Origin of the sequence: Phenylobacterium sp. (assembly GCF_004299445.1) — a bacterium.
Taxonomy (GTDB): domain Bacteria; phylum Pseudomonadota; class Alphaproteobacteria; order Caulobacterales; family Caulobacteraceae; genus Phenylobacterium.
The window spans coordinates 1-21,434 of sequence record NZ_SCTC01000045.1; the positions used below are offsets into that span (position 1 = coordinate 1).

At 66.7% G+C, this 21,434-nt stretch carries 19 protein-coding genes and 1 tRNA gene; 1 reads left to right on the forward strand and 19 read right to left on the reverse strand.

Annotated features, from left to right (window positions below; all coding sequences use genetic code 11):
• The 17 genes from EPN98_RS12290 to EPN98_RS12370 all read right to left on the reverse strand — a co-directional run.
• The coding region (locus EPN98_RS12290; RefSeq protein ID WP_293362998.1) for a hypothetical protein at positions 1-1,385 on the reverse strand (1,385 nt) is incomplete at its 3' end.
• Between the two features lie 161 nt (positions 1,386-1,546).
• Positions 1,547-5,737, reverse strand: coding sequence for a DNA-directed RNA polymerase subunit beta' (gene rpoC / locus EPN98_RS12295; protein WP_293362999.1), 4,191 nt, complete (start codon positions 5,735-5,737; stop codon positions 1,547-1,549).
• A gap of 98 nt (positions 5,738-5,835) precedes the next feature.
• Positions 5,836-9,909, reverse strand: a complete 4,074-nt coding sequence (gene rpoB / locus EPN98_RS12300) for a DNA-directed RNA polymerase subunit beta (protein WP_293363000.1) — start codon at positions 9,907-9,909, stop codon at positions 5,836-5,838.
• A gap of 426 nt (positions 9,910-10,335) precedes the next feature.
• The gene (locus EPN98_RS12305; RefSeq protein ID WP_293363001.1) at positions 10,336-11,151 is read right to left on the reverse strand and encodes a sterol desaturase family protein; all 816 of its coding nucleotides are present in this window, start codon (positions 11,149-11,151) and stop codon (positions 10,336-10,338) included.
• A 90-nt stretch (positions 11,152-11,241) separates the two neighbouring features.
• The gene (locus EPN98_RS12310) at positions 11,242-12,315 is read right to left on the reverse strand and encodes a helix-turn-helix domain-containing protein (RefSeq protein WP_293363002.1); all 1,074 of its coding nucleotides are present in this window, start codon (positions 12,313-12,315) and stop codon (positions 11,242-11,244) included.
• Between the two features lie 50 nt (positions 12,316-12,365).
• Positions 12,366-12,953, reverse strand: coding sequence for a hypothetical protein (locus tag EPN98_RS12315; protein WP_293363003.1), 588 nt, complete (start codon positions 12,951-12,953; stop codon positions 12,366-12,368).
• Positions 12,954-13,136: 183 nt separating this feature from the next.
• Positions 13,137-13,520, reverse strand: a complete 384-nt coding sequence (gene rplL / locus EPN98_RS12320; protein ID WP_293363004.1) for a 50S ribosomal protein L7/L12 — start codon at positions 13,518-13,520, stop codon at positions 13,137-13,139.
• A 43-nt stretch (positions 13,521-13,563) separates the two neighbouring features.
• Positions 13,564-14,079 carry a 50S ribosomal protein L10 gene (gene rplJ, locus EPN98_RS12325; protein ID WP_293363005.1) on the reverse strand — a complete coding sequence of 172 codons (516 nt, stop codon included), beginning with the start codon at positions 14,077-14,079 and terminating at the stop codon, positions 13,564-13,566.
• A gap of 290 nt (positions 14,080-14,369) precedes the next feature.
• A complete protein-coding gene (locus tag EPN98_RS12330) occupies positions 14,370-14,801 on the reverse strand; it encodes a hypothetical protein (protein WP_293363006.1) in 432 nt (143 codons plus the stop codon).
• Between the two features lies 1 nt (position 14,802).
• Entirely contained in the window at positions 14,803-15,999 is a 1,197-nt protein-coding gene (locus EPN98_RS12335) for an acetyl-CoA C-acetyltransferase (protein WP_293363007.1), read from the reverse strand.
• A gap of 63 nt (positions 16,000-16,062) precedes the next feature.
• Positions 16,063-16,887 (reverse strand): enoyl-CoA hydratase-related protein, encoded by an 825-nt coding sequence (locus EPN98_RS12340; RefSeq protein WP_293363008.1) that lies wholly within the window; start codon positions 16,885-16,887, stop codon positions 16,063-16,065.
• A complete protein-coding gene (locus EPN98_RS12345) occupies positions 16,887-17,399 on the reverse strand; it encodes a GNAT family N-acetyltransferase (protein ID WP_293363009.1) in 513 nt (170 codons plus the stop codon). Before EPN98_RS12345 ends, EPN98_RS12340 begins: the two co-directional genes overlap by 1 nt.
• Before the next feature lie 74 nt (positions 17,400-17,473).
• Positions 17,474-18,163, reverse strand: coding sequence for a 50S ribosomal protein L1 (rplA, locus tag EPN98_RS12350; protein ID WP_293363010.1), 690 nt, complete (start codon positions 18,161-18,163; stop codon positions 17,474-17,476).
• A gap of 4 nt (positions 18,164-18,167) precedes the next feature.
• Complete coding sequence (gene rplK / locus EPN98_RS12355) at positions 18,168-18,599, reverse strand: 50S ribosomal protein L11 (protein ID WP_293363011.1); 432 nt, start codon at positions 18,597-18,599, stop codon at positions 18,168-18,170.
• A 281-nt stretch (positions 18,600-18,880) separates the two neighbouring features.
• Positions 18,881-19,450: a transcription termination/antitermination protein NusG gene (gene nusG, locus EPN98_RS12360; RefSeq protein ID WP_293363012.1), complete on the reverse strand. Its 570-nt coding sequence runs from the start codon at positions 19,448-19,450 to the stop codon at positions 18,881-18,883.
• Between the two features lie 10 nt (positions 19,451-19,460).
• Positions 19,461-19,763, reverse strand: coding sequence for a preprotein translocase subunit SecE (gene secE / locus EPN98_RS12365; RefSeq protein ID WP_293363013.1), 303 nt, complete (start codon positions 19,761-19,763; stop codon positions 19,461-19,463).
• A gap of 76 nt (positions 19,764-19,839) precedes the next feature.
• A tRNA-Trp gene (locus tag EPN98_RS12370) sits at positions 19,840-19,915 on the reverse strand.
• Positions 19,916-20,036: 121 nt separating this feature from the next.
• On the opposite strand from EPN98_RS12370, the gene EPN98_RS12375 reads away from it, so the two are divergent.
• Complete coding sequence (locus tag EPN98_RS12375) at positions 20,037-20,330, forward strand: hypothetical protein (protein ID WP_293363014.1); 294 nt, start codon at positions 20,037-20,039, stop codon at positions 20,328-20,330.
• On the opposite strand, the gene EPN98_RS12380 is transcribed toward EPN98_RS12375, so the two are convergent.
• Both EPN98_RS12380 and EPN98_RS12385 read right to left on the reverse strand, forming a co-directional pair.
• Positions 20,327-21,169 carry a DUF2807 domain-containing protein gene (locus EPN98_RS12380; protein WP_293363015.1) on the reverse strand — a complete coding sequence of 281 codons (843 nt, stop codon included), beginning with the start codon at positions 21,167-21,169 and terminating at the stop codon, positions 20,327-20,329. The two genes, EPN98_RS12375 and EPN98_RS12380, sit on opposite strands and share 4 nt — an antisense overlap.
• A gap of 167 nt (positions 21,170-21,336) precedes the next feature.
• A partial coding sequence (locus EPN98_RS12385; protein WP_293363016.1) for a hypothetical protein occupies positions 21,337-21,434 on the reverse strand: 98 nt, incomplete at its 5' end.

Sequence of the window (21,434 nt, forward strand, 5' to 3'; positions counted from 1 at the left end):
TCGCCGAAACCCGCCGACCCCCGGAACTGGGGCTGCATCACGACGTAGCCGCGCGTCGCCAGGAACTGGGCGAGGTAATCAAAGTCGTAATCGTCGCGGGCTGCCGGCCCCCCATGCGGCAGGACGATCAGCGGTAGCCTGGCGGTGGGCGCCGCGCCGGGCGGCCGGGTCACATAGGCCGGGATCTCCAGGCCGTCGCGGGCCTTGTAGGTCAGCCAGCGCGTCGCGCCGAATGTGGCGTCCTTCAGCTCGGGATACTCCTCACCCAGCGGGGAGACCTCCTTGCGCGCCCGGTCATAGAGGTACCAGCCGCCCGGAGCCGACGGTGAGGACACGCGCACCATGAAGCGCGTGCGATCCGCGGACCAACCGGCCAGCCTCACCTGACGGCCTTTGAACGCACGCGACAGCACGCCATGCGCAGCGCCCACCTCAGGGTCGAGCCACTGCACGGCGGCCTTCTCGGCGCCGGTCGATATCCCCGCCACGCCGTTCCGGTGCGCGTCCCAGATCAGGCCCATCGAGGGGCCGCCGTCGCTGACCGACTCTTCCACACCGTCGGCCAGGCGGCGGCGCAGCAGCTTGCCTTCGCGTTCGAAGTAGACCGCGTCCTCGGGCTCGGAATAGCCCAGCATGTGGGGCTCAGGCCCGCCGGACGCCTGCGTCCAGAATTGCACCCACTGCGACTTGCCCTTGGCGCGGGCGAAGAACGCGGCCTTGTGCGTCAGCTCGTCCACATCCACCCGCACGCGCGCCTCGCCAGAAAGGTCGACATCCCAGCTCTGGGTGTCGTAGTCGCCGCGCTCGACGATCCGGCCCTTGCCGGTCGCCGGATCGATGCTCCAGATCGCGCGGACACTGGCGTTTTCGACGCCCTTGCGCTTCATGCGCGTGTTCATTGAGTCCGAGCCCATCCCCTCGGCGAGGTCGTTGACCAGCACCCGGGCCGGCGAGCCGGACGTAACGCCCACGATGGGCTGTCCCCCGACCAGGTACTGGCTGGTCGTTGCGTTCTCGAAGAAGCGAGCAACGGCCTTCGCCTGCGGCGTGACCGTGACGTGGCGCTCGATGCGGTAAAACTGTTTCGGCCCCGCGTTGTGCCAGAACGCGATGCTGGCGATCACGTTCTCGTCCCCCGCCCACCGCAGGCGGGTGGCCTCCACCTCGCCCAGTTGCAGGATCGGCAGACCGGGCTGGTCGATCGTGGCGATTGAGATCACCCTCTGCTCGGAGGCGCCGCCCAGCATGGCGATGCGCTGGCCATTCGGCGAAATCGCCGCATCGACGACCGCCGGCACCCGCCCGAAGGCTGAGGCCGGTGGCGGCGCGGCGTGCGCAGGCGTGAGGACGCAGGCGGCCACGGCAGCCAGCCACAGAAACTTCATGAATACTACCCCCGGATGCTCCCCAACGAGTCGCATCCTAGCCGCGCGTTCGTGACGGCGGCTAGTCTAGGGTCAAGCTTGTCCGATCGCCTGACCCGAAAAACAAAGCGGCCCGGGATTGCTCCCGGGCCGCTCGTTACGCGTGACAGGTACTGGAGAGTTTACGACTCGACCGTCTCGGCCTCTGCGGCGTCGGCGATCTCGATCGGGAGCGGCTCCATGGCCTCCTCGCGGCTGGCCGTCAGCGCTTCGTCGCGCTTGGCGGCGATCCGCTGCAGGTTGCGCAGGTACGAGCCCGTGCCCGCCGGGATCAGGCGGCCCACGATCACGTTCTCCTTCAGGCCTTCGAGGGTGTCGCTCTTGCCCTGGACCGCGGCCTCGGTGAGGACGCGGGTGGTTTCCTGGAACGACGCCGCCGAGATGAAGCTGCGGGTCTGCAGCGACGCCTTCGTGATGCCGAGCAGCACCGGCTGGGTGATCGCCGGACGACCGCCGCGGGATTCCGCCTTGGCGCTCTCCTCTTCGACATCCAGCTTCTCGAGGTGGTCGCCCTTCAGCAGGCCGGTATCGCCCGCATCGAGGATTTCCACCTTCTGCAGCATCTGGCGCACGATCGTCTCAATGTGCTTGTCGTTGATCGGCACGCCCTGCAGTCGATAGACCTCCTGGATCTCGTTCACCAGGAACTCGGCCAGCGCCTCGATGCCCTGGATGCGCAGGATGTCGTGCGGATCCGGGTTGCCGTCGATGATGTACTCGCCCTTCCGGATCACGTCGCCGTCGTGGACCGCGATGTGCTTGCCCTTCGGGATCAGGAACTCGACCGCCTCGCCACCGTCTTCCGGGGTGATCTTGATGCGGCGCTTGTTCTTGTAGTCGCGGCCGAACTCGACGCGACCGTCCATCTCGGCGATGACCGCGCAGTCCTTCGGACGGCGGGCTTCGAACAGCTCGGCCACCCGCGGCAGACCGCCGGTGATGTCGCGGGTCTTGGCGCTCTCGGTCGGGATACGCGCCATGATCTCGCCGGGCTTCACCTCGTCACCGTCGCCGATGGAGAGAATGGCGCCCACCGGGAGCAGGTAGCGAGCTTCACCGCCGTTCGACAGGCGCTTGTAGGCGCCGTTCTCGTCCAGCACCGACATGGCCGGGCGAAGGTCCGAACCCTTCGAGCTGGCGCGCCAGTCGATGACCACGCGGTTGGAGATGCCCGTGGCCTCGTCGGCCTCCTCGCGGAACGAGAAGTTCTCGACCAGGTCCTCGAACCGCACCTTGCCGCCGACTTCGGTGATGATCGGCGTGGTGTAGGGGTCCCAGCTGGCCAGGCGTTGGCCGCGCTTGACCTTGTCGCCATCCTTGGCCTGCAGGCGGGCGCCGTACGGCACCTTGTAGGACTCGCGGTCCTTGCCATCGACCTGGACGGTCAGGGTCAGGTTGCGGCTCATCGAGATCAGGCCGCCGTCGGCCGCGACCACGGTGTTGCCACCCGAGATCCGCGCGATGCCTTCGTTGGCGCTTTCGAAGAACGACTGCTCGGCCACCTGGGCGGTGCCGCCGATGTGGAAGGTCCGCATCGTCAGCTGGGTGCCGGGTTCGCCGATGGACTGGGCGGCGATGACGCCGACCGCTTCACCGATGTTCACCGGGGTGCCGCGGGCCAGGTCGCGACCATAGCAGGCGCCGCAGACGCCGACCTTGGTGTCGCAGGTCAGAACCGAGCGGATCTTCACCGACTGGACGCCGGCGTTCTCGACCAGGTCGCACATGTTCTCGTCGAGATAGGTGTCGGCGGGAACGATGACGTCGTTGGTGCCCGGATCCTTCACGTCCTCTGCCGCGAAGCGACCCAGGATGCGCTGGCCCAGCGAGACCAGCACGTCACCGCCTTCGACCACGGCGCGCAGCGTGATGCCGCGCGTGGTGCCGCAGTCTTCCTCGGTGATGATGCAGTCCTGCGCCACGTCGACCAGACGGCGGGTCAGGTAACCCGAGTTCGCCGTCTTCAGCGCGGTGTCGGCCAGGCCCTTACGGGCGCCGTGGGTGGAGTTGAAGTACTCCTGGACGGTCAGGCCTTCCTTGAAGTTCGAGATGATCGGCGTCTCGATGATCTCGCCGGACGGCTTGGCCATCAGGCCCCGCATCCCGCCGAGCTGCTTCATCTGGGCCTGCGAACCGCGGGCGCCCGAGTTGCTCATCATGAAGATCGAGTTGATCTCCGACTGGCGACCATTGATCACCGGCGCGGAACTGACCTCGGCCATCATCTCGTCGGCGACGCGGTCGGTGGCCTTCGCCCAGGCGTCGACGACCTTGTTGTACTTCTCACCCTTGGTGATCAGGCCGTCGGCGTACTGCTGCTCGTATTCTTCCACGAGCTTGCGGGTCTCTTCGACGATCGGGGCCTTGCGGGCCGGGATGACGATGTCGTCCTTGCCGAAGGAGATCCCCGCCTTGGCCGCCTCGCGGAAGCCCAGGCCCATGATCTGGTCGGCGAAGATGACCGTCGCCTTCTGACCGCAGTGCCGGTAGACGGTGTCGATCAGATTGCCGATTTCCTTCTTGGTCAGGTTCTTCTCGAGAAGCCGGTGACCAACCGCCGGATGGTGCGGGAACAGGGCCGCGATCTTCATCCGACCCGGCGACGTCTCGATCACCTTGCGGATGAGGTTGCCCTCGGCGTCCATCTCCGAGTGCCGCGCACGGATCTTGGTGTGCAGGGTCACGATCCCGGCGTCGAGCGCCTGGTCGATCTCGTTCAGGTCGTTGAACGCCTTGCCCTCGCCGGGCTCGCCGTCCTTGACCAGCGACAGGTAGTAGAGACCCAGGACGATGTCCTGCGACGGCACGATGATCGGGCGGCCGTTGGCCGGCGACAGGATGTTGTTCGTGCTCATCATCAGCACGCGCGCTTCCAGCTGGGCTTCCAGCGAGAGCGGCACGTGCACGGCCATCTGGTCGCCGTCGAAATCGGCGTTGAAGGCGGCGCAGACCAGCGGGTGAAGCTGGATGGCCTTGCCCTCGATCAGCTTGGGCTCGAACGCCTGGATGCCCAGGCGGTGAAGCGTCGGCGCGCGGTTCAGCAGAACCGGGTGCTCGCGGATTACCTCGTCCAGGATGTCCCAGACCGCCGGCTGTTCACGCTCCACCATCCGCTTGGACTGCTTCACGGTGCCAGACAGGCCCTTGGCGTCCAGGCGCGCGTAGATGAACGGCTTGAACAGCTCCAGCGCCATCTTCTTGGGCAGGCCGCACTCGTGCAGCTTCAGCTCGGGACCCACCACGATGACCGAACGGCCCGAGTAGTCGACGCGCTTGCCCAGCAGGTTCTGGCGGAAGCGGCCCTGCTTGCCCTTCAGCATGTCGGCCAGCGACTTCAGCGGACGCTTGTTGGCGCCCGTGATCACGCGGCCGCGGCGGCCGTTGTCGAACAGGGCGTCGACGGCTTCCTGAAGCATCCGCTTTTCGTTGCGGATGATGATGTCCGGCGCGCGCAGCTCGATGAGGCGCTTCAGGCGGTTGTTCCGGTTGATGACCCGGCGATAGAGGTCATTCAGGTCCGAGGTCGCGAAGCGGCCGCCGTCCAGCGGCACCAGCGGGCGCAGTTCCGGCGGGATCACGGGGATCACCGTCAGCACCATCCACTCGGGCTTGTTGTTGCTCTCGAGGAAGCTCTCGATCAGCTTCAGGCGCTTGGACGCCTTCTTGAGCTTCATTTCCGAGGTGGTCGTCTTCAGCTCCTCGCGGAGCTTCTCGGCTTCCTTCTCGAGCTCGATGCCCTTCAGAAGGCCCTGGACCGCCTCGGCGCCGATTTCGGCGGTGAAGCTGTCATCGCCGAACTCTTCCTGGAAGCGCAGGTAGTCGTCCTCGCTCAGCAGCTGGTGCTGCTTCAGCGGGGTCAGGCCCGGCTCGGTGACGATGTAGTGCTCGAAGTACAGAACGCGTTCGATGTCCTTCAGCGCCATGTCCAGCATCAGCGCGATGCGGCTGGGAAGCGACTTCAGGAACCAGATGTGGGCCACCGGCGAGGCCAGTTCGATATGGCCCATCCGCTCGCGGCGGACGCGCGCCAGGGTCACTTCGACCCCGCACTTTTCGCAGATGATGCCCTTGTACTTCATCCGCTTGTACTTCCCGCAAAGGCACTCGTAGTCCTTCGTCGGGCCGAAGATGCGGGCGCAGAACAGGCCGTCACGTTCCGGCTTGAACGTGCGGTAGTTGATGGTCTCGGGCTTCTTGATCTCGCCGAACGACCACGAGCGGATCTTCTCCGGCGAGGCCAGAGCGATGCGGATGCGGTCGAAGGTCGGAGCGGCCTGGACCGGATTGAAGATGTTCAGGACTTCCTGGTTCATCTTGGTTCCTTCTGCGGCGTGCGCCGCGAAATTTCGTCAGAGCTGGGCGGATTGGCGGAGCGCCCTCCCCCGTCGCGGAGGGAGGGCTCTGCAAACCGTCAGCTGTTCTCCAGCTCCACGTTCAGGCCCAGGGAGCGCATCTCCTTGACCAGCACGTTGAAGCTTTCCGGGATCCCGGCCTCGAAGGTGTCGTCGCCACGGACGATGCTCTCGTAGACCTTGGTCCGGCCGGCCACGTCGTCCGACTTCACCGTCAGCATTTCCTGCAGGGTGTAGGCGGCGCCGTAGGCTTCCAGAGCCCAGACCTCCATTTCCCCGAAGCGCTGACCACCGAACTGGGCCTTACCGCCCAGCGGCTGCTGGGTGACGAGGCTGTACGGGCCGATCGAACGGGCGTGGATCTTGTCGTCGACCAGGTGGTGCAGCTTCAACATGTAGATGTAGCCGACCGTGACCGGACGCTTGAACCGCTCGCCCGTCTGGCCGTCGTACAGGTACGACTGGCCCGACCGGTCGAGGCCCGCCTTCTCCAGCAGGTTCTCGATGTCGTCGATGTGGGCGCCGTCGAAGACCGGGGTCGCGAACGGGATGCCCTTCGAGAGGTTCTTGGCCAGCTCGATGAGTTCCTCGTCCGTGTCCGGCAGTTCCTCGTCAGGACCGTAGGCATCGCGCAGGTAGTCGATCAGCGCCTGACGCTGACCGCCGCCGTACTGCCACGCCTCCAGCAGGTCGGCGACCTGCTTGCCCAGACCGGCCGAAGCCCAACCCAGGTGGGTCTCGAAGATCTGACCCACGTTCATGCGCGACGGCACGCCCAGGGGGTTCAGCACGATGTCCACGTGCTGGCCGTTCTCCAGGTACGGCATGTCCTCGATCGGCAGAATCTTGGAGATGACGCCCTTGTTGCCGTGACGGCCGGCCATCTTGTCGCCCGGCTGCAGCTTGCGCTTCACCGCCACGAACACCTTGACCATCTTCATCACGCCCGGAGGCAGTTCGTCGCCGCGCTGCAGCTTGTCGACCTTGTCCTCGAAGCGGCGATCCAGGCGCTTGCGCCCTTCGTCGAACTGGCGGCGCATGGCCTCCAGCTCGCCCATCGCCTTCTCGTCGTCGAGGGCGATCTGCCACCACAGGCCCGGCGAGATCTCTTCCAGCTTGTCGGCTTCGATCTTGCCGCGCGCCAGGCCCTTCGGACCCGACACGGCGTTCTTGCCCACGAGCAGCTCGCGCAGGCGGCTGGTCATGTTGCGGTTCAGGATGCCGAACTCGTCGTCGCGGTCCTTGCCCAGTCGGTCGATTTCCGCCCGTTCGATGGCCAGGGCGCGTTCGTCTTTGTCGACGCCGTGCCGGTTGAACACGCGGACTTCCACGACCGTGCCGGCGACGCCCGGGGGCAGACGCAGCGAGGTGTCGCGGACGTCAGACGCCTTTTCGCCGAAGATGGCGCGCAGCAGCTTCTCTTCCGGGGTCATCGGGCTTTCGCCCTTCGGCGTCACCTTGCCCACGAGAATGTCGCCCGGCATCACCTCGGCGCCGATCGCCACGATGCCCGCTTCGTCGAGGTTGCGCAGGGCTTCCTCGCCGACGTTCGGGATGTCGCGGGTGATTTCTTCGGGGCCCAGCTTGGTGTCGCGGGCCATGACCTCGAATTCCTCGAGGTGGATCGAGGTGAAGATGTCGTCGCGCACGATGCGCTCCGAGATCAGGATCGAGTCCTCGAAGTTGTAGCCGTTCCAGGGCATGAACGCGACGAGCGTGTTCCGGCCCAGGGCCAGTTCGCCCAGCTCGGTGGACGGGCCGTCGGCGATCACGTCGCCGGCCTTGATCCTGTCGCCCACCTGCACCAGGGGACGCTGATTGATGCAGGTCGACGTGTTCGAGCGCTGGAACTTCTGCAGGCGATAGATGTCGACGCCCGGCTTGGTGGGGTCGAGTTCTTCCGTCGCGCGCACGACGATCCGGGTGCCGTCGATCTGCTCGACCACGCCGGTGCGGCGGGCGACGACCACGGCGCCGGAATCAACGGCCACGATGCTCTCCATGCCGGTGCCGACCAGGGGCGCATCCGACTGGATGAGCGGCACGGCCTGCTTCTGCATGTTCGAGCCCATCAGGGCGCGGTTGGCGTCGTCGTTCTCAAGGAACGGGATCAGCGAGGCGGCCACCGAGACGACCTGCTTCGGCGACACGTCCATCAGGTCGACCTGCTCGCGCGGCAGCAGCGAGGGTTCGCCGTTCACCCGGCCGGGGACCAGGTCGTCGACGATCGAGCCGTTGTCGAGCTTGATGTTGGCCTGGGCGATGACGTGCTTCGCCTCTTCCATGGCCGACATGTAGACCACCTCTTCGGTGGTCTTGCCGTCGCGGATGCGACGGTAGGGGCTCTCGATGAAGCCGTATTTGTTCACCACCGCGTGGGTGGCGAGCGAGTTGATCAGGCCGATGTTCGGGCCTTCCGGCGTTTCAATCGGGCAGATCCGGCCGTAGTGCGTCGGGTGCACGTCGCGGACTTCGAAGCCGGCGCGCTCGCGGGTCAGACCGCCCGGGCCAAGAGCCGACAGGCGGCGCTTGTGGGTGATCTCCGAAAGCGGGTTGGTCTGGTCCATGAACTGCGACAGCTGCGAGGAGCCGAAGAACTCACGGACGGCGGCGGCCGCCGGCTTGGCGTTGATCAGGTCATGCGGCATGACCGTGTCGATATCGACCGAGCTCATGCGTTCCTTGATCGCGCGCTCCATGCGGAGCAGGCCCACGCGGTACTGGTTTTCCAGAAGCTCGCCCACCGAACGGACCCGGCGGTTGCCCAGGTTGTCGATGTCGTCGATCTCGCCCTTGCCGTCCCGCAGGCCGACCAGGGTCTCGAGCACCGCCAGCACGTCTTCCTTGCGCAGGATGCGCACGTCGTCGGGGCAGTCCAGTTCCAGACGCATGTTCATCTTCACGCGGCCGACCGAGCTCAGGTCGTAGCGCTCGCCGTCGAAGAACAGCGACTTGAACATGGCCTCGGCGGCTTCCACCGTCGGCGGCTCGCCCGGACGCATGACGCGATAGATGTCGAACAGGGCGTCCTCGCGGACGGTGTTCTTGTCGACGCGCAGGGTGTTGCGGATGTAGGCGCCGATGGTGACGTGGTCGATGTCGAGCACGTCCATGGTGGTGAAGCCCTGCTCTTCCAGGCTCACCAGCAGACCGGCGTCAAGCTCGTCGCCGGCTTCGGCGTAGATCTCGCCGGTCTGGTAGTTGACCAGGTCGCGCGCCAGGTAGCGGCCGTTCAGGGCCTCGGGCGGCAGCAGCAGGGTCTTGAGGCCCGCGTCGGCGAACTTCTTGGCGTTGCGCGCCGAGATCTTCGTGCCGGCCGGAGCGATCTCTTCACCGCTGTCGGCGTCGATCAGCGGGAACTCCGGCTTCACGCCGCGCCAGCGCTCGGGGATGTAGGCGGTCGACCAGCCGGCAGTCTTCTTCTCGTAGGCGACGGTCTTGTAGAACGTCGAGAGGATCTCCTCGCCGTCCATGCCCAGGGCCATGAGGAAGGTCGTGGCCGGCAGCTTCCGGCGACGGTCGATGCGGACGTAAACGATGTCCTTGGCGTCGAATTCGAAATCGAGCCACGAGCCGCGGTACGGGATCACGCGCGCGGCGAACAGCAGCTTGCCCGAGGCGTGGGTCTTGCCCTTGTCGTGGTCGAAGAAGACGCCCGGCGAGCGGTGCATCTGGGAGACGATGACGCGCTGGGTCCCGTTGACGATGAAGGTGCCCTTCTCCGTCATGAGCGGGATGTCACCCATGTAGACGTCCTGCTCCTTGATGTCCTTCACGGAGCGGGCGCCGGTCTCTTCGTCGGTTTCGAAGACGATGAGGCGCAGCTTCACCTTCAGCGGCGCGGCATAGGTCATGTCGCGCTGGACGCATTCCTCGACGTCGTACTTCGGCTCCTCGAACTCGTAGGAGACGTACTCGAGCACCGCGCGCTCGTTGAAGTCCTTGATCGGGAAGACGGACTTGAAGACCGCCTCGATGCCCTCATCGCGCCGTTCACCGGCGCGGACTTCGCGCTGCAGGAACTGTTCGTAAGACGAGCGCTGAACCTCGATCAGGTTCGGCATCTGCACAGCTTCAGGAATGCGGCCGAACGAGAACCGAATCCGCTTCTTGCCGGTGAAGGATTGCGCCATTTTGATCCCTTGAGGACGCCAGGAGACGGACTCCGGGCGTCGAATGTTTATCCTGCGTCCACCCTCGGATCTCCCTTGCGGGAGCCGGACGCTGGAATGCTCCCCGTATCGTCGGGAGCGCCCCTTCGCATGGTCGGAGGGCTAGGGACCATGCCTCGGGGCCTGCACGCGCGAAGGCCGCATCGAATGGATGTGAATCGGGAGGTGTTTTCGCGAACGGCGGCAAATAGGCCCTTTCGGTTCGCTCGTAAAGAGCCCGGGGCCAAGAAAAACACGTCGAGGCGGCAGGCCGCCTGACGAAAGGCGGCACGGAGGGGTGCAGTCTCCGCGCCGCCCGACGTTCATCCCCGGCTAGAACCCGAGGAACATGCTGACTTCTGGTTTCGCAAGTCGTCAACCAAGTCAACGCAGGGATAGTTCGCGGATTCAACGCGGCCTGTCGAGTACCAGCTTCACCTTATTTTTTGCGGCGAATGGACGCCATGCCGTAGCGGCATACCGGATCAGGTATTCGGGATGCTCTGTTCCCATCCAGCGATCCCACCATGTGAACCAGGCCCCGTAATTCCAGCCCGCTTGCGCATGGTGCATGTCGTGGTGCGTGGTGGTCACGATGAAGTCCAGCATCGGTCGGCCGTCGCGGCGCGCGGGCATCAACTCGTAGCCCGAGTGCAGCAGCGTATTGGTCACGATCTGATACAGCATGACCCAGGCCATGGCGCCGCTCGGCGTCGGGAAGACCATCGGCCACACCACGACGAAGCCGAACAGCAGCAGCGCCTCGCCGATATCGAAGCTGTAGGCCGTGAACGGCGACGGGTTGTTGCTCCTGTGGTGTCGGCGGTGGAAGCGGCGGAACAGCCGCGGATCGTGCATCAGTCGATGGGTCCAGTAGAACCATGCATCCAGCCCCACGACCCCGGCTAAGATGGACACGCCGAACCAGACGGGCCCCCAGCCGTCGGCCATGCCTGTCAGCGGATAGAGACCGGCCCGGTACATGAAGGTCACCGCCACGCCGGCGGTGGCGAAAATCAGCATCGAGCGCAGCGAAAAGCCCAGTTCCACCATCATCTGCCGCGCCGGCGGCGTCTCCTGACGGATTTTCCGCGCCTTCAGGAATGGGCGAAGCAGCACCCAGAGGGCCAGCCAGACGGCGAGCGTGAAGAGCAGGTAGCGTGTGAGCGTAGGCTCAAGCTCACGCAGCCAGATATGGGTTGCGTCCGAGAGCAGGGTTTCCATGGGCGATCCTCGCGTTGGCGACCACCCAGTCACAGCCCGCCCGCGCGTTCACGTCTCGCCGAGGCCGGCGGAGCCTCGCCGATTCCGAAATCAGACGGCCTCCTGCAATTCCGGCGAGGCCTGCAGCGCCTGCCTGCGCCACTCGGTGGGCGTCGCGCCGGTGGCCGCCCGGAAGGCGCGGTTGAAGGGCCCCAGCGAACCGTAGCCCAGGTCGAACGCAATGGCCGCCACAGTCGTCCGAGCCTCGTTCGGGTCGCCCAGCCGAGCCATCGCCGCCTCGATCCGAAAACCGTTGACGAAGTCGGCGAAGTTGCGGTGCCCCATGCGCTGGTTGATCAGCCGGCGCAGACGATACTCAGGCTCCCCTAACTCGCGCGCCAGAGCGCCGATGGTCAGTCCTTCACGCCGCCACGCGCCGGCGGTCATCAGGTCGTTCAGCTTGCCCGCCAGCACCCGGTCGGCCGCCTCGGCCCGCGCGTCGGCGCTGACCGCTTCGCGACGCACCCCGCCGAACAGCGTCGGGCGCGCCTGCAGGAAGACGACGGCCCCGGCGACCACGATGACCGCGAAGATCGCCCCGCCGTAGGGCCATCCTGCCGTCCAGAGCAGCCAGCTCTCGTGCGGCTCGACGCGATTGACCAGGCCGATGGCGACATTCGTGATGCCGTAGAAGGCGGCGAAACCCAGGATCGGGGCGCGCAGTCGCCGCCGCTGCTCGAGCAGGTCGCCCGGCCAGCTGCGAAGCACCACGTAGGTCGCGTGAAGCAGGAGCAGCCCACTGAAGGCGTTACGGGCCATCCAGAGCGGCTGGCGCTCATCGGGCGGCATCATTTCGCAGGCGACGCCGCTGACGATCAGCAGTGCGATCGGCGCCCAGCTCAGCGGCGCGATCGGGCGATCATCAAAGACTGTGAGCACAAACAGCCAGTAGCAGGCGCCCACGGCGTAAGCCGGCAGGACCAGCGGATAGAAGCGGTCGAGGGCGGCCCAGAGCGTGCTCGACTCCGTCATCAGCCAGCAAGCGATGGACAGCGCCAGCAGGCCCCCGCTCAGTCGGACCTGACGGCTCAGGGGCCCCGCCGCCAGCGCCAACCCGGTGACCAGCATCGCGCCGCTCGCGATGCCTCTGACAAACATGTCGATGAGAGTGAGGGAGTCGTCCACGTTCTGAGCCTACCACGCCGAGCGCCCTCGCCCAGTGAAGCTCAGGTCATCTAGCGGGCCTGGCCGCCGTTCAACAGCGGCAGGCAGCTCTGCCAATTGCTCGGATTGGCCGCCGCGCAGGCCTGATAGCTCTGGCCCGCCTGATGGATGCCCACCGCCGCGTTCTGACCCATGCCCGGCTGAGGCAGGAGCGGCGTCGACATCAGGGGTTGGCCCAGGCGCGGGACAGCAGGCAGGGGCGCTGCGACCGCCATGCGCGGCGCGCTCGCGGTATTGAGGCACGCCTGGATCGCCCCCGTGTTCCCAGCTGCGGCCCGTACGCAGTCGGCGATCATCTGCGGGTTGGCCGTCGGCGCGGCCGAGGCGACGGGCGCCGGCGCCTGGCGGGCGCTCATCGCCGCGCCGAGCGCCCCCAGCAGTGCGCCGGACGTTCCGCCGCCGCCAAGACCGCCAGGAACCTGCGCACGCTCCATGCCCAGCTGCCCGCGGAGCTTGGCGCACTCGGCCATCCCCGCGCCCATCGGCGAATTGCAGATCTGGATCGCGGCGTTCAGGCGATTGATGTCGCCCGCGGTCTGCGCGCCAGCCATCCCTGGCCACGGCCCGGCGCACGCCAGCGCCGCGAGACCGAAGAACATATGAAGCGTCCTGGCCAAGATCATGCCCCCCATGGATCGCGCCGCACCGACGCCAACATGACGACCCAGGCGGGTTCCGCCCTCCCCCGATCGGGGGCGCCTCGACAAGCGACCAAAGAAAAAGGGCCGGGATTGCTCCCGGCCCTCGATCTTCTTGAGAAGCGCTGATCCAGCGCGTCCAGACTACTTGATCTGGACGGTCGCGCCGGCTTCTTCGAGCTTCTTCTTGATCTCTTCCGCTTCCTGCTTGGAGATGTTTTCCTTCACGTTCTGCGGAGCGCCTTCGACGAGGTCCTTGGCTTCCTTCAGGCCGAGGTCCGGACGGACACCGCGGACTTCCTTGATCACGTTGATCTTCTTGTCGCCACCGGCGGTCAGAACAACGGTGAACTCGGTTTGCTCTTCGGCGGCTTCGGCCGGGGCGGCAGCGCCCGGCGCGGCGGCGGCGACGGCAACCGGAGCGGCAGCGGAAACGCCCCACTTTTCTTCCAGCAGCTTGGAGAGCTCAGCGGCTTCCAGAACGGTCAGGGCCGACAGGTCGTCGACGAGCTTTTCGAGATTGGCCATGTGATTAGGTCCTTAAGAGAGAGGTTTTGTCGGGAAGTGACGATCAGGCGGCGTCTTTGGCGGCGTAGGCGCCCATGACGCGAGCCAGCTGACCGGCGGGAGCCTGCAGAACGCCGGCGATCTTGGTCGCGGGGGCTTGCAGAAGGCCGACGATCTTGGCGCGGAGCTGATCCAGCGACGGCAGGGTGGCCAGAGCGGTCACCGAGGCCTTGTCCAGCACCTGTTGACCCATGAAGCCGCCAATGACCGTGAACTTGTCATTGTCCTTGGCGTACTGGGTCGCGACCTTGGCGGCAGACACCGGGTCGGCGGCGTAGGCGATGGCGACCGGACCCTTGAACAGGGCGTCGCCCTGCTCGCCGATCGAGCCCCCGAGAGCCTTCGTGGCCAGGGTGTTCTTCACCACCTGCAGCTGGGCGCCTTCCTTACGAAGACGGCCCCGCAGATCGGTCATTTCCGCAACGGTCAGACCCATGTAGTGGGTCACGACCACGGCGCCGGCGTCATTGAAAACGCCCTTGAGCGTCTCGATGGCTTCCTGCTTTTGAGCGCGGTCCATTGCGGTCTCCATACTCAGGTTCCGCGCACGCGCGAATGCGCACGCGGGTAAGCACCTGTCCGATGAGGAAAGCCGCAGCCTCGCGCCCGATCCGCGTTGCGGAGAGGCGACGTGCCGTCATCTTCCCGTCTCCCTGCGCCTGAAGAGGGGCCCCTCTTCGCGTTACGGCCCCCGGTGACCCCGGCGGCTGCACAGTTCTTGGACAGGAGGGAAAGGTCGAAACCTTTCCGTCCTCGCCTCTCCCGAGGGAGCGACGAAGCGCGGGCGTATATAGGAAGGTTCGCCGGAACTCAACCCGCCGCCAGCCAGGCCTCCAGCCGGGCGGCCTTGTCGAGGTCCTTCGGCCGGCCGAAGAGCTTGAGAATGCGGAGTTGCTCGGCAGCCGGCGGCACGCCCACGGGCACATCGAGAAGCCGTCCGCGCACCTTCAGGCCGCCCATCACCTCGACCGGCCCCCAGGGCGTGAGGTAGCGGGCGAAGTCCGCGGATCGAAACGGACCGTCGGGCGCCTTCGCCTCACCCGCCTCCAGCCACCCGCTCCATGCGGCGCGCAGGCGCTGCGCCCCGTCGACTCCGGTCACGACGTCGAGGTCAGCCGCGTCCTCGAGCGGCACGCCTAACAGGATGAGCGCCCCGCTGCCGATCAGGCTCCACGGCGCGGCGAAGGCGTCCAGGTCGGGCGCCAGCCGTTGGACCAGCGCCTCGACCTCGCCTGGGGTCACGTCACGCCGCCTCGAAGATCGCCGCGATGCCCTGGCCGCCGCCGATGCACATGGTCTCCAGGCCGTACTTGCCGTCGCGGCGCTTCAGCTCGCGCAGCAGGTTGGCCAGGATGCGGCCGCCCGTGGCGCCGATCGGGTGACCGAGACTGATGCCCGAACCGTTGACGTTCAGCCGGTCGCGATCGTCCCAGCCCCAGCCCTTGAGCACGGCCAGCACCTGCGGCGCGAAGGCCTCGTTCAGCTCGACCAGGTCGATGTCGTCCCAACCCATGCCGGTGCGCTCGAACAACCGCTTCACCGCCGGCACCGGGCCGATGCCCATCCGCGACGGATCGCAGCCGGCTGCGGCCCAGCTCACGAAGTAGCCCATGGGATCGAGGTTCAGCTCAGCCAGCTTGTCCTCGGCCACCACCAGGCAGGCGGCGGCGGCGTCGTTCTGCTGGCTGGCGTTGCCCGCCGTCACCACGCCGTCCTTCTCGATGGCGCGCAGCTTGCCCAGCGTCTCCATGCTGGCGTCGGCGCGGACCCCCTCGTCCTTCGCGAAGACGACCGGGTCGCCCTTCTTCTGCGGCACCGAGACCGGCACCAGCTCGTCGTCGAACTTGCCCTCGGCCCAGGCCTTGGTGGCGCGCTGGTGGCTCATCACCGCGTACTCGTCCGCCTGTTCGCGGCTGATCTGATAGTCGCGCGCCAGGTTGTCGGCGGTCTCAATCATGCCCGAGATCACGCCGAAGCGGCTGATCGGCTGGCTCATCACCCGACCCCGGGCCAGGCGGTCGTGCATGGTCACCGAGCCGGCCCGCGCGCCGTTGCGCATGTCCAGCGAGTAGTACTCGGTGTTGCTCATGCTCTCGACGCCGCCGGCGATCACCACGTCGGCCACTCCGGTCTGCACCATCATCGCCGCATCGATCACCGCCTGCAGGCCCGAGCCACAGCGGCGATCCAGCTGGTAGCCGGGCACCTCGATCGGAAAGTCCGCCGCCAGCAACGACCAACGGGCGATGCAAGGCGCCTCGCCGTTGCCGTAGCCCTGGGCGAAGATCACGTCGTCCACCTTCATCGGGTCCAGCTTCGTGCGCTCAATCAGCGCCCGGAGGATCACGGCGCCCAGCTCGCCGGCGGTCATGGACGCCAGGCTCCCCTGGAACTTGCCCACGGCGGTGCGGATGGGGCTGACGATGGCGGCGCGTCTCACTTGGGCTTCCTCCGAACGAACGTTTGACGTCCCCTGAAGCCGGGCGCGCCGGGCGTCAAGCGCTTAGCCGTTCCACGCCGGCGTCCGCTTCTCCATCCAGGCCTTCACGCCCTCCCGGTAGTCGGGCGTCTTCGACATCTCGACCAGCAGGGCCTCGGCCTCTCTCACCGACGTCGCGGCGTCGCGGTGGAGGTCGCGGTAGATCTGATGCTTGGTCTCCCGGGCCGAGCCCGGCGCGACGGTGCGGGCGAGGTTCCTGGCATAGGCCATCACCTCGTCCATCAGCGCCTCGGCCGGCACGATGCGGTTGAGGAAGCCCATGCGGTCGGCCTCCTCCGCCGTGAACACCCGGCTGGACAGCAGGATGTCGTTGGCGTGTGTCAGGCCCACGATCCGCGGCAGCAGCCACGACAGGCCGTACTCCGCCGGGAAGTTGAACCGCCCGTGCGCCGCCGTGAACTTGGCCCCCGGCACGCAGAACCGCAGGTCGGCATAGGCCGCCAGCACCAGGCCCACGCCCGCCGCCGCCCCGTTGATCGCCGCGATCACCGGCTTCCCGACGCCGAAGTGGTAGGCGAACGTCGCGTCGAAGGCGGGGTCCACGCCATAGCCGGGCTCGGCGATGTCGTCGGGCGTCCCGGCGTCGTACTGGCCCCGCTCGGAATGCCCCTCCAGCGCCTGCAGGTCGGCCCCGGCGCAGAAGGCGTTCCCCTCGGGATCCCCGGTCACCACGATCACCCGCACCGCGGGGTCATTGTCGGCCTCGCGCAGGATCCAGCGGTATTCAGTGTGCATCCGCCCCGTCCACGCATTGCGGCGCTTCGGGCGGGCGATTGTCACAACGGCGATGCCGTCGGTGACCTCGTAGCGGGTGGCCTTGAGTTCCATCACGCCACCATGAACCGCAGGATCAGGCCGTTCCAGAGGTCGTCGTCGTGATCGCGCGCCTCGATCGTGCCCGGAACGCCGAGTTCGTCCGCCACGCCCCGCCAGAACGCCTGGGCGCCGACATTCCGGCGAGCTACGGCCAGCTCCCACTGCCCGGGCCGGCCGGCGATGGCCGCGCGCGCCGCCGCCTTCCCTACCCCGCCCCGGCGATGCTTCCGCACCACGAAGAACTCGGCGACGCTGAAGTCCACGGGCCGGCCCGAGTGGGCGACGTCGTTGATCAGCACGAACCCGGCCAAATGGCCGTCCACCCGCACCAGGTAGCACCACCGGTTGGGCTCGGACCAGTAGCTGTCGAGGTAGGGATAGTTCGGAAAGCGCCCGTCTTCCTGCAGTTCGCCCCGGTCGGTCCCGGCCCAGTGGTCGCTGAAGTCATGGGTGTAGAGCTGGAACAGCGCATCCAGCGTCGCGCGCGCTTTTGGCCCGGCTGGCTCGAGTTCCACATTCGGCATGACCTGCCCCAAAACGAAAAAGGGAGCGGCGTGTCCGCCGCTCCCTCGATCTCTAGCACGGGTCGAAAGCGCGCTTAGGCGCCGACCGAACCGGATTCAACCTTGAAGCCCGGGCCCATCGTCGACGAGAGGCTGATCTTCTTGATGTAGGTGCCCTTGGCGCCCGACGGCTTGGCCTTGTTCAGGGCGTCCACCAGGGCCTTCACGTTGGCCTGCAGGGCTTCCTCGGTGAACGAGGCCTTGCCGATGCCGGCGTGGATGATGCCGGTCTTCTCGGTGCGGAACTCGATCGAGCCGCCCTTGGCGTCCTTCACGGCCTGGCCGACGTTCGGGGTCACGGTGCCGACGCGCGGGTTCGGCATCAGGCCGCGCGGGCCCAGCACCTTACCCAGACGGCCGACCAGGGCCATCATGTCGGGGGTGGCGATGACGCGGTCGAAGTCCATGAAGCCGCCCTGGATCTTCTCGACTAGGTCTTCGGCGCCGACGATTTCCGCGCCGGCGGCCTTGGCTTCCTCGGCCTTGGCGTCCTTGGCGATGACCGCGACGCGGACGTCACGGCCAGTGCCCGACGGCAGAGCCACGACGCCGCGGACCTGCTGGTCGGCGTGACGCGGGTCGACGCCGAGGTTGACGGCGATCTCGATGCTTTCGTCGAACTTGGCGTTGGCGTTGGCCTTCACCAGCTTCACGGCGGCTTCCAGAGGATGGGCGACGGTGGTGTCGCCGGTCCAGGACTTGGTGCGCTTGGGTTGCTTAGCCATCGTCTCAGGCCTCCACGATCTGAAGACCCATCGAACGGGCCGAGCCCTCGATGATCTTGGCGGCGGCCTCGACGTCGTTCGCGTTGAGGTCCTTCATCTTCTTTTCGGCGATCTCGACCAGCTGGGCGCGCGTGATCTTGCCGGCGCTGTCGCGGCCCGGCAGCTTCGAGCCCGACTTGATGTTGAGCGCCTGCTTGATGAAGTACGACGCGGGCGGGGTCTTCGTGATGAAGGTGAAGGACTTGTCCTGGTAGACCGTGATCACGGTCGGCAGGGGCGTGCCCTTGGCTTCCTTCTCGGTGCGGGCGTTGAACTCCTTGCAGAAGCCCATGATGTTGACGCCGCGCTGACCCAGCGCCGGGCCGATCGGCGGCGACGGGGTGGCGGAGCCCGCGGGCACCTGCAGCTTGATATAGCCCAAGATCTTCTTGGCCATCTTTGCTCCTCATGGCCGGAAACCCGGCCGGTTATGAGCCGTGGTGCGAGGTTACGGTGGCCGCCCTCTCCCACGGATTTGAAATCGCGGCGAACCGCGAAGCGGGCGCGTTTAGCAGCGAAAGGTCTGAGGAGCAACTTCTCCCTCCCCTTCATGGGGAGGGTCGAGACGCCGCAGGCGTCCGGAATGGGGATGATTAGACCAAGCACGGGGGCTTGATCCTGACCTCCAACCCGTCTCGCTTCGTTCGCCGCTCTCCCCACCAAGGGGATAGAAAAGGCTTAGCCGACCTTCTCGACCTGGCCGTATTCCAGCTCGACAGGCGTGGCGCGGCCGAAGATGGAGACCGTGACCCGCAGGCGGGCGCGCTCTTCGTCGACCTGTTCCACCGAGCCGTTGAAGCTGGCGAACGGACCGTCGGTGACGCGAACCTGCTCGCCGATCTCGAAGGAGATGGTCGGCTTCGGCCGCTCCACGCCCTCTTCGATAGCGCCGACGATGCGCTGGACTTCCTTCTCGGAGACCGGGATCGGCTTGGAGCCCGAGCCCAGGAAGCCGGTGACCTTCGGGGTGTTCTTGATGAGGTGGTAGGCCTCGTCCGACAGCTCCATCTTCACCAGCACGTAGCCCGGGAAGAACTTGCGCTCGGAGTTCACCTTGCGGCCGCGGCGGATCTCGACGACGTCCTCGGTCGGCACGAGGATTTCGGAGAAGAAGTCCTCCAGGCCCTGCTGCTTGGCCTGCTCACGGATGCTTTCGGCCACCTTCTTCTCGAAGTTCGAGTAGGCGTGGACGATGTACCACTTGTGGCGCGGATTGCCCTTCGGGCCGGAGACGGCTGCTTCAGACATGTTGTTCTTCTTATCCGCCGGTCGCGATCTTCAAGAGCTGGGTGATCCCGAAATTCAGGATCGTGTTGACGATCCAGAAGAAGATCGCCGCCAGGGTGACCATGATCGCCACCATGACGGAGGTGATCCAGGTTTCCTTGCGGCTGGTCCAGGTGATCTTGCGCGCTTCGGCGCGAACCTCGCGGGCGAACTGCGCCAGCGACGTCTTCTTCTTTGGGGCCGCCGCGACGGCCGCGCCCGACGGCGAGCCCATGACGGCCGCGGTCTTGGCGGCGCGCTCGCGCATCGCTTGCGGGGAGGGTTTCCTGGCCATTCGGCTCTCAGACTCTCAAGTGGAGCGGCTGGGACCCGCCCGCGCTCCGGTTCAACACTTCAGACTATATAGGTGGTGGCAGGAGTGGAGGGACTCGAACCCACGACTTTCGGTTTTGGAGACCGACGCTCTACCAGCTGAGCTACACTCCTTCAGCACCCCTATCCGAACCGTCTCGTCCCGTTTTCCCAGGCCCGGGGCTAAGCACCCGTCGTCCGCGCTTCGGCGGCTAGAAAACTGAGACTCCAACGATGTCGGGTAGGACGCAGGCGTATGACTGAAGCCGCCCCGGTTTTCAAGCCTCTTGCCGGATCGAACCTGCGGCTGAGCCGTTTGGCCGGCATGACGCAAAACCACGACCAGGCCTACAACCGCGACCAGGACCAGAAGGCGGGCTCGCCGCAGCGCATGGCCCAGGAGCCGAATGGGGCTCAGGGCTCGGCGCGCTCAGGCAAGACGGCGACCGACCCGGCCAGCGGCGAGCACTGTACCGACGCGCCCGCCCCCAATCAGGCCGAGACGGATCAGATCGACGGCGCGCCGAAGCGCCCCGGATCAGGCGCCTAGGACGGCCGGTTGCCCACGTGCACCGAGCCGCCGCCCGACACCGACTTCGTCAGTGAGCCGGTGACTTCGCGCACGCGGATCGACCCTAGGCCTGAGATCGACGCGTCGAGATCGTCGGTCGAGCCGTCGAAGTTCACCTTCCCGATGCCCGAGATCGATGCGCGCACCCGTGGGGCGCGCCCGCCGTCGACCTCGATCTGCCCGACGCCTGACACACGGGCGTCCACGGGCCCGGTCACTTCGGCCACCCGAACGTTGCCGGCGCCGGACAACTGCGCCTCCAGCCCGCCCTGCCGGATGCGCGTGGCCCGAATGCCGGCCGCGCCCGACAGGCGCACGTCGAGCCGCTCGGCCGCGCCCATGCGGACCTCTCCCGCGCCGGACTGGTGGATCTCGGCGGCGCCTGCGACATCGGCGACGGTCCAGGACGAACACCCCGAGTTGCTGAGCTTCAGCGTTCCGGAGCGACCGATGGCGCCCTGCACCGCGCCGCCCGCCGTCACGTCGACGCCGCGCGGCGTGTAGATGACGATCTGGGGCATGTCCTCGTAAGCCACCCGGCCCACGCCCCCCACCCTGACGCGGCGGCGTTCGCCCAGGCCATTGCAGTCGTGGATGCGGCGGCGCAGGTCGCCGTCGATGGTGGTCTGGCCTCCGATCGTCGTGATCTGCAGCGGCAGTTCCAGGTGGGCCTTGACGACGTCGACCCTGATGTCGGCCCGGTCCTGCGGAACCACGGTGACCCGGGCGACGGCGTCGCGGATCTCGACCGACGCCGCCTGCGCGCCGCCCGCGGTGAATGCGGCGGCCGCCGCGAGGATCGCCATCGAAAATCGCATGTGTTCAGCTCCCAGCCTGGCGGGAAGCTAGTCGGGGCGCGGGCGGGCCACAGCTTAAATCGAGGTCATGACAGAGACGTCATGTTGGCGTGGCGCGGGCAAAGAAAAAGGGCCGCTGGATTGCTCCAGCGGCCCTCTGTCCGTGCGTGTTGTGAGCGCGGGTGCGCTTACTTCACGATCTTGGTGACGACGCCCGAACCCACCGTGCGGCCGCCTTCGCGAATGGCGAAGCGCAGGCCCTGGTCCATGGCGATCGGCGTGATCA

Bases quoted from the DNA above. Each gene is read 5' to 3' on its own strand.
- rpoC (WP_293362999.1), bottom strand. From the start codon at position 5,737: ATGAACCAGGAAGTCCTGAACATCTTCAATCCGGTCCAGGCCGCTCCG.
- rpoB (WP_293363000.1), bottom strand. From the start codon at position 9,909: ATGGCGCAATCCTTCACCGGCAAGAAGCGGATTCGGTTCTCGTTCGGC.
- EPN98_RS12305 (WP_293363001.1), bottom strand. From the start codon at position 11,151: ATGGAAACCCTGCTCTCGGACGCAACCCATATCTGGCTGCGTGAGCTT.
- EPN98_RS12315 (WP_293363003.1), bottom strand. From the start codon at position 12,953: ATGTTCTTCGGTCTCGCGGCGCTGGCGTGCGCCGGGCCGTGGCCAGGG.
- rplL (WP_293363004.1), bottom strand. From the start codon at position 13,520: ATGGCCAATCTCGAAAAGCTCGTCGACGACCTGTCGGCCCTGACCGTT.
- rplJ (WP_293363005.1), bottom strand. From the start codon at position 14,079: ATGGACCGCGCTCAAAAGCAGGAAGCCATCGAGACGCTCAAGGGCGTT.
- EPN98_RS12340 (WP_293363008.1), bottom strand. From the start codon at position 16,887: ATGGAACTCAAGGCCACCCGCTACGAGGTCACCGACGGCATCGCCGTT.
- EPN98_RS12345 (WP_293363009.1), bottom strand. From the start codon at position 17,399: ATGCCGAATGTGGAACTCGAGCCAGCCGGGCCAAAAGCGCGCGCGACG.
- rplA (WP_293363010.1), bottom strand. From the start codon at position 18,163: ATGGCTAAGCAACCCAAGCGCACCAAGTCCTGGACCGGCGACACCACC.
- rplK (WP_293363011.1), bottom strand. From the start codon at position 18,599: ATGGCCAAGAAGATCTTGGGCTATATCAAGCTGCAGGTGCCCGCGGGC.
- nusG (WP_293363012.1), bottom strand. From the start codon at position 19,450: ATGTCTGAAGCAGCCGTCTCCGGCCCGAAGGGCAATCCGCGCCACAAG.
- secE (WP_293363013.1), bottom strand. From the start codon at position 19,763: ATGGCCAGGAAACCCTCCCCGCAAGCGATGCGCGAGCGCGCCGCCAAG.
- EPN98_RS12375 (WP_293363014.1), top strand. From the start codon at position 20,037: ATGACTGAAGCCGCCCCGGTTTTCAAGCCTCTTGCCGGATCGAACCTG.
- EPN98_RS12380 (WP_293363015.1), bottom strand. From the start codon at position 21,169: ATGCGATTTTCGATGGCGATCCTCGCGGCGGCCGCCGCATTCACCGCG.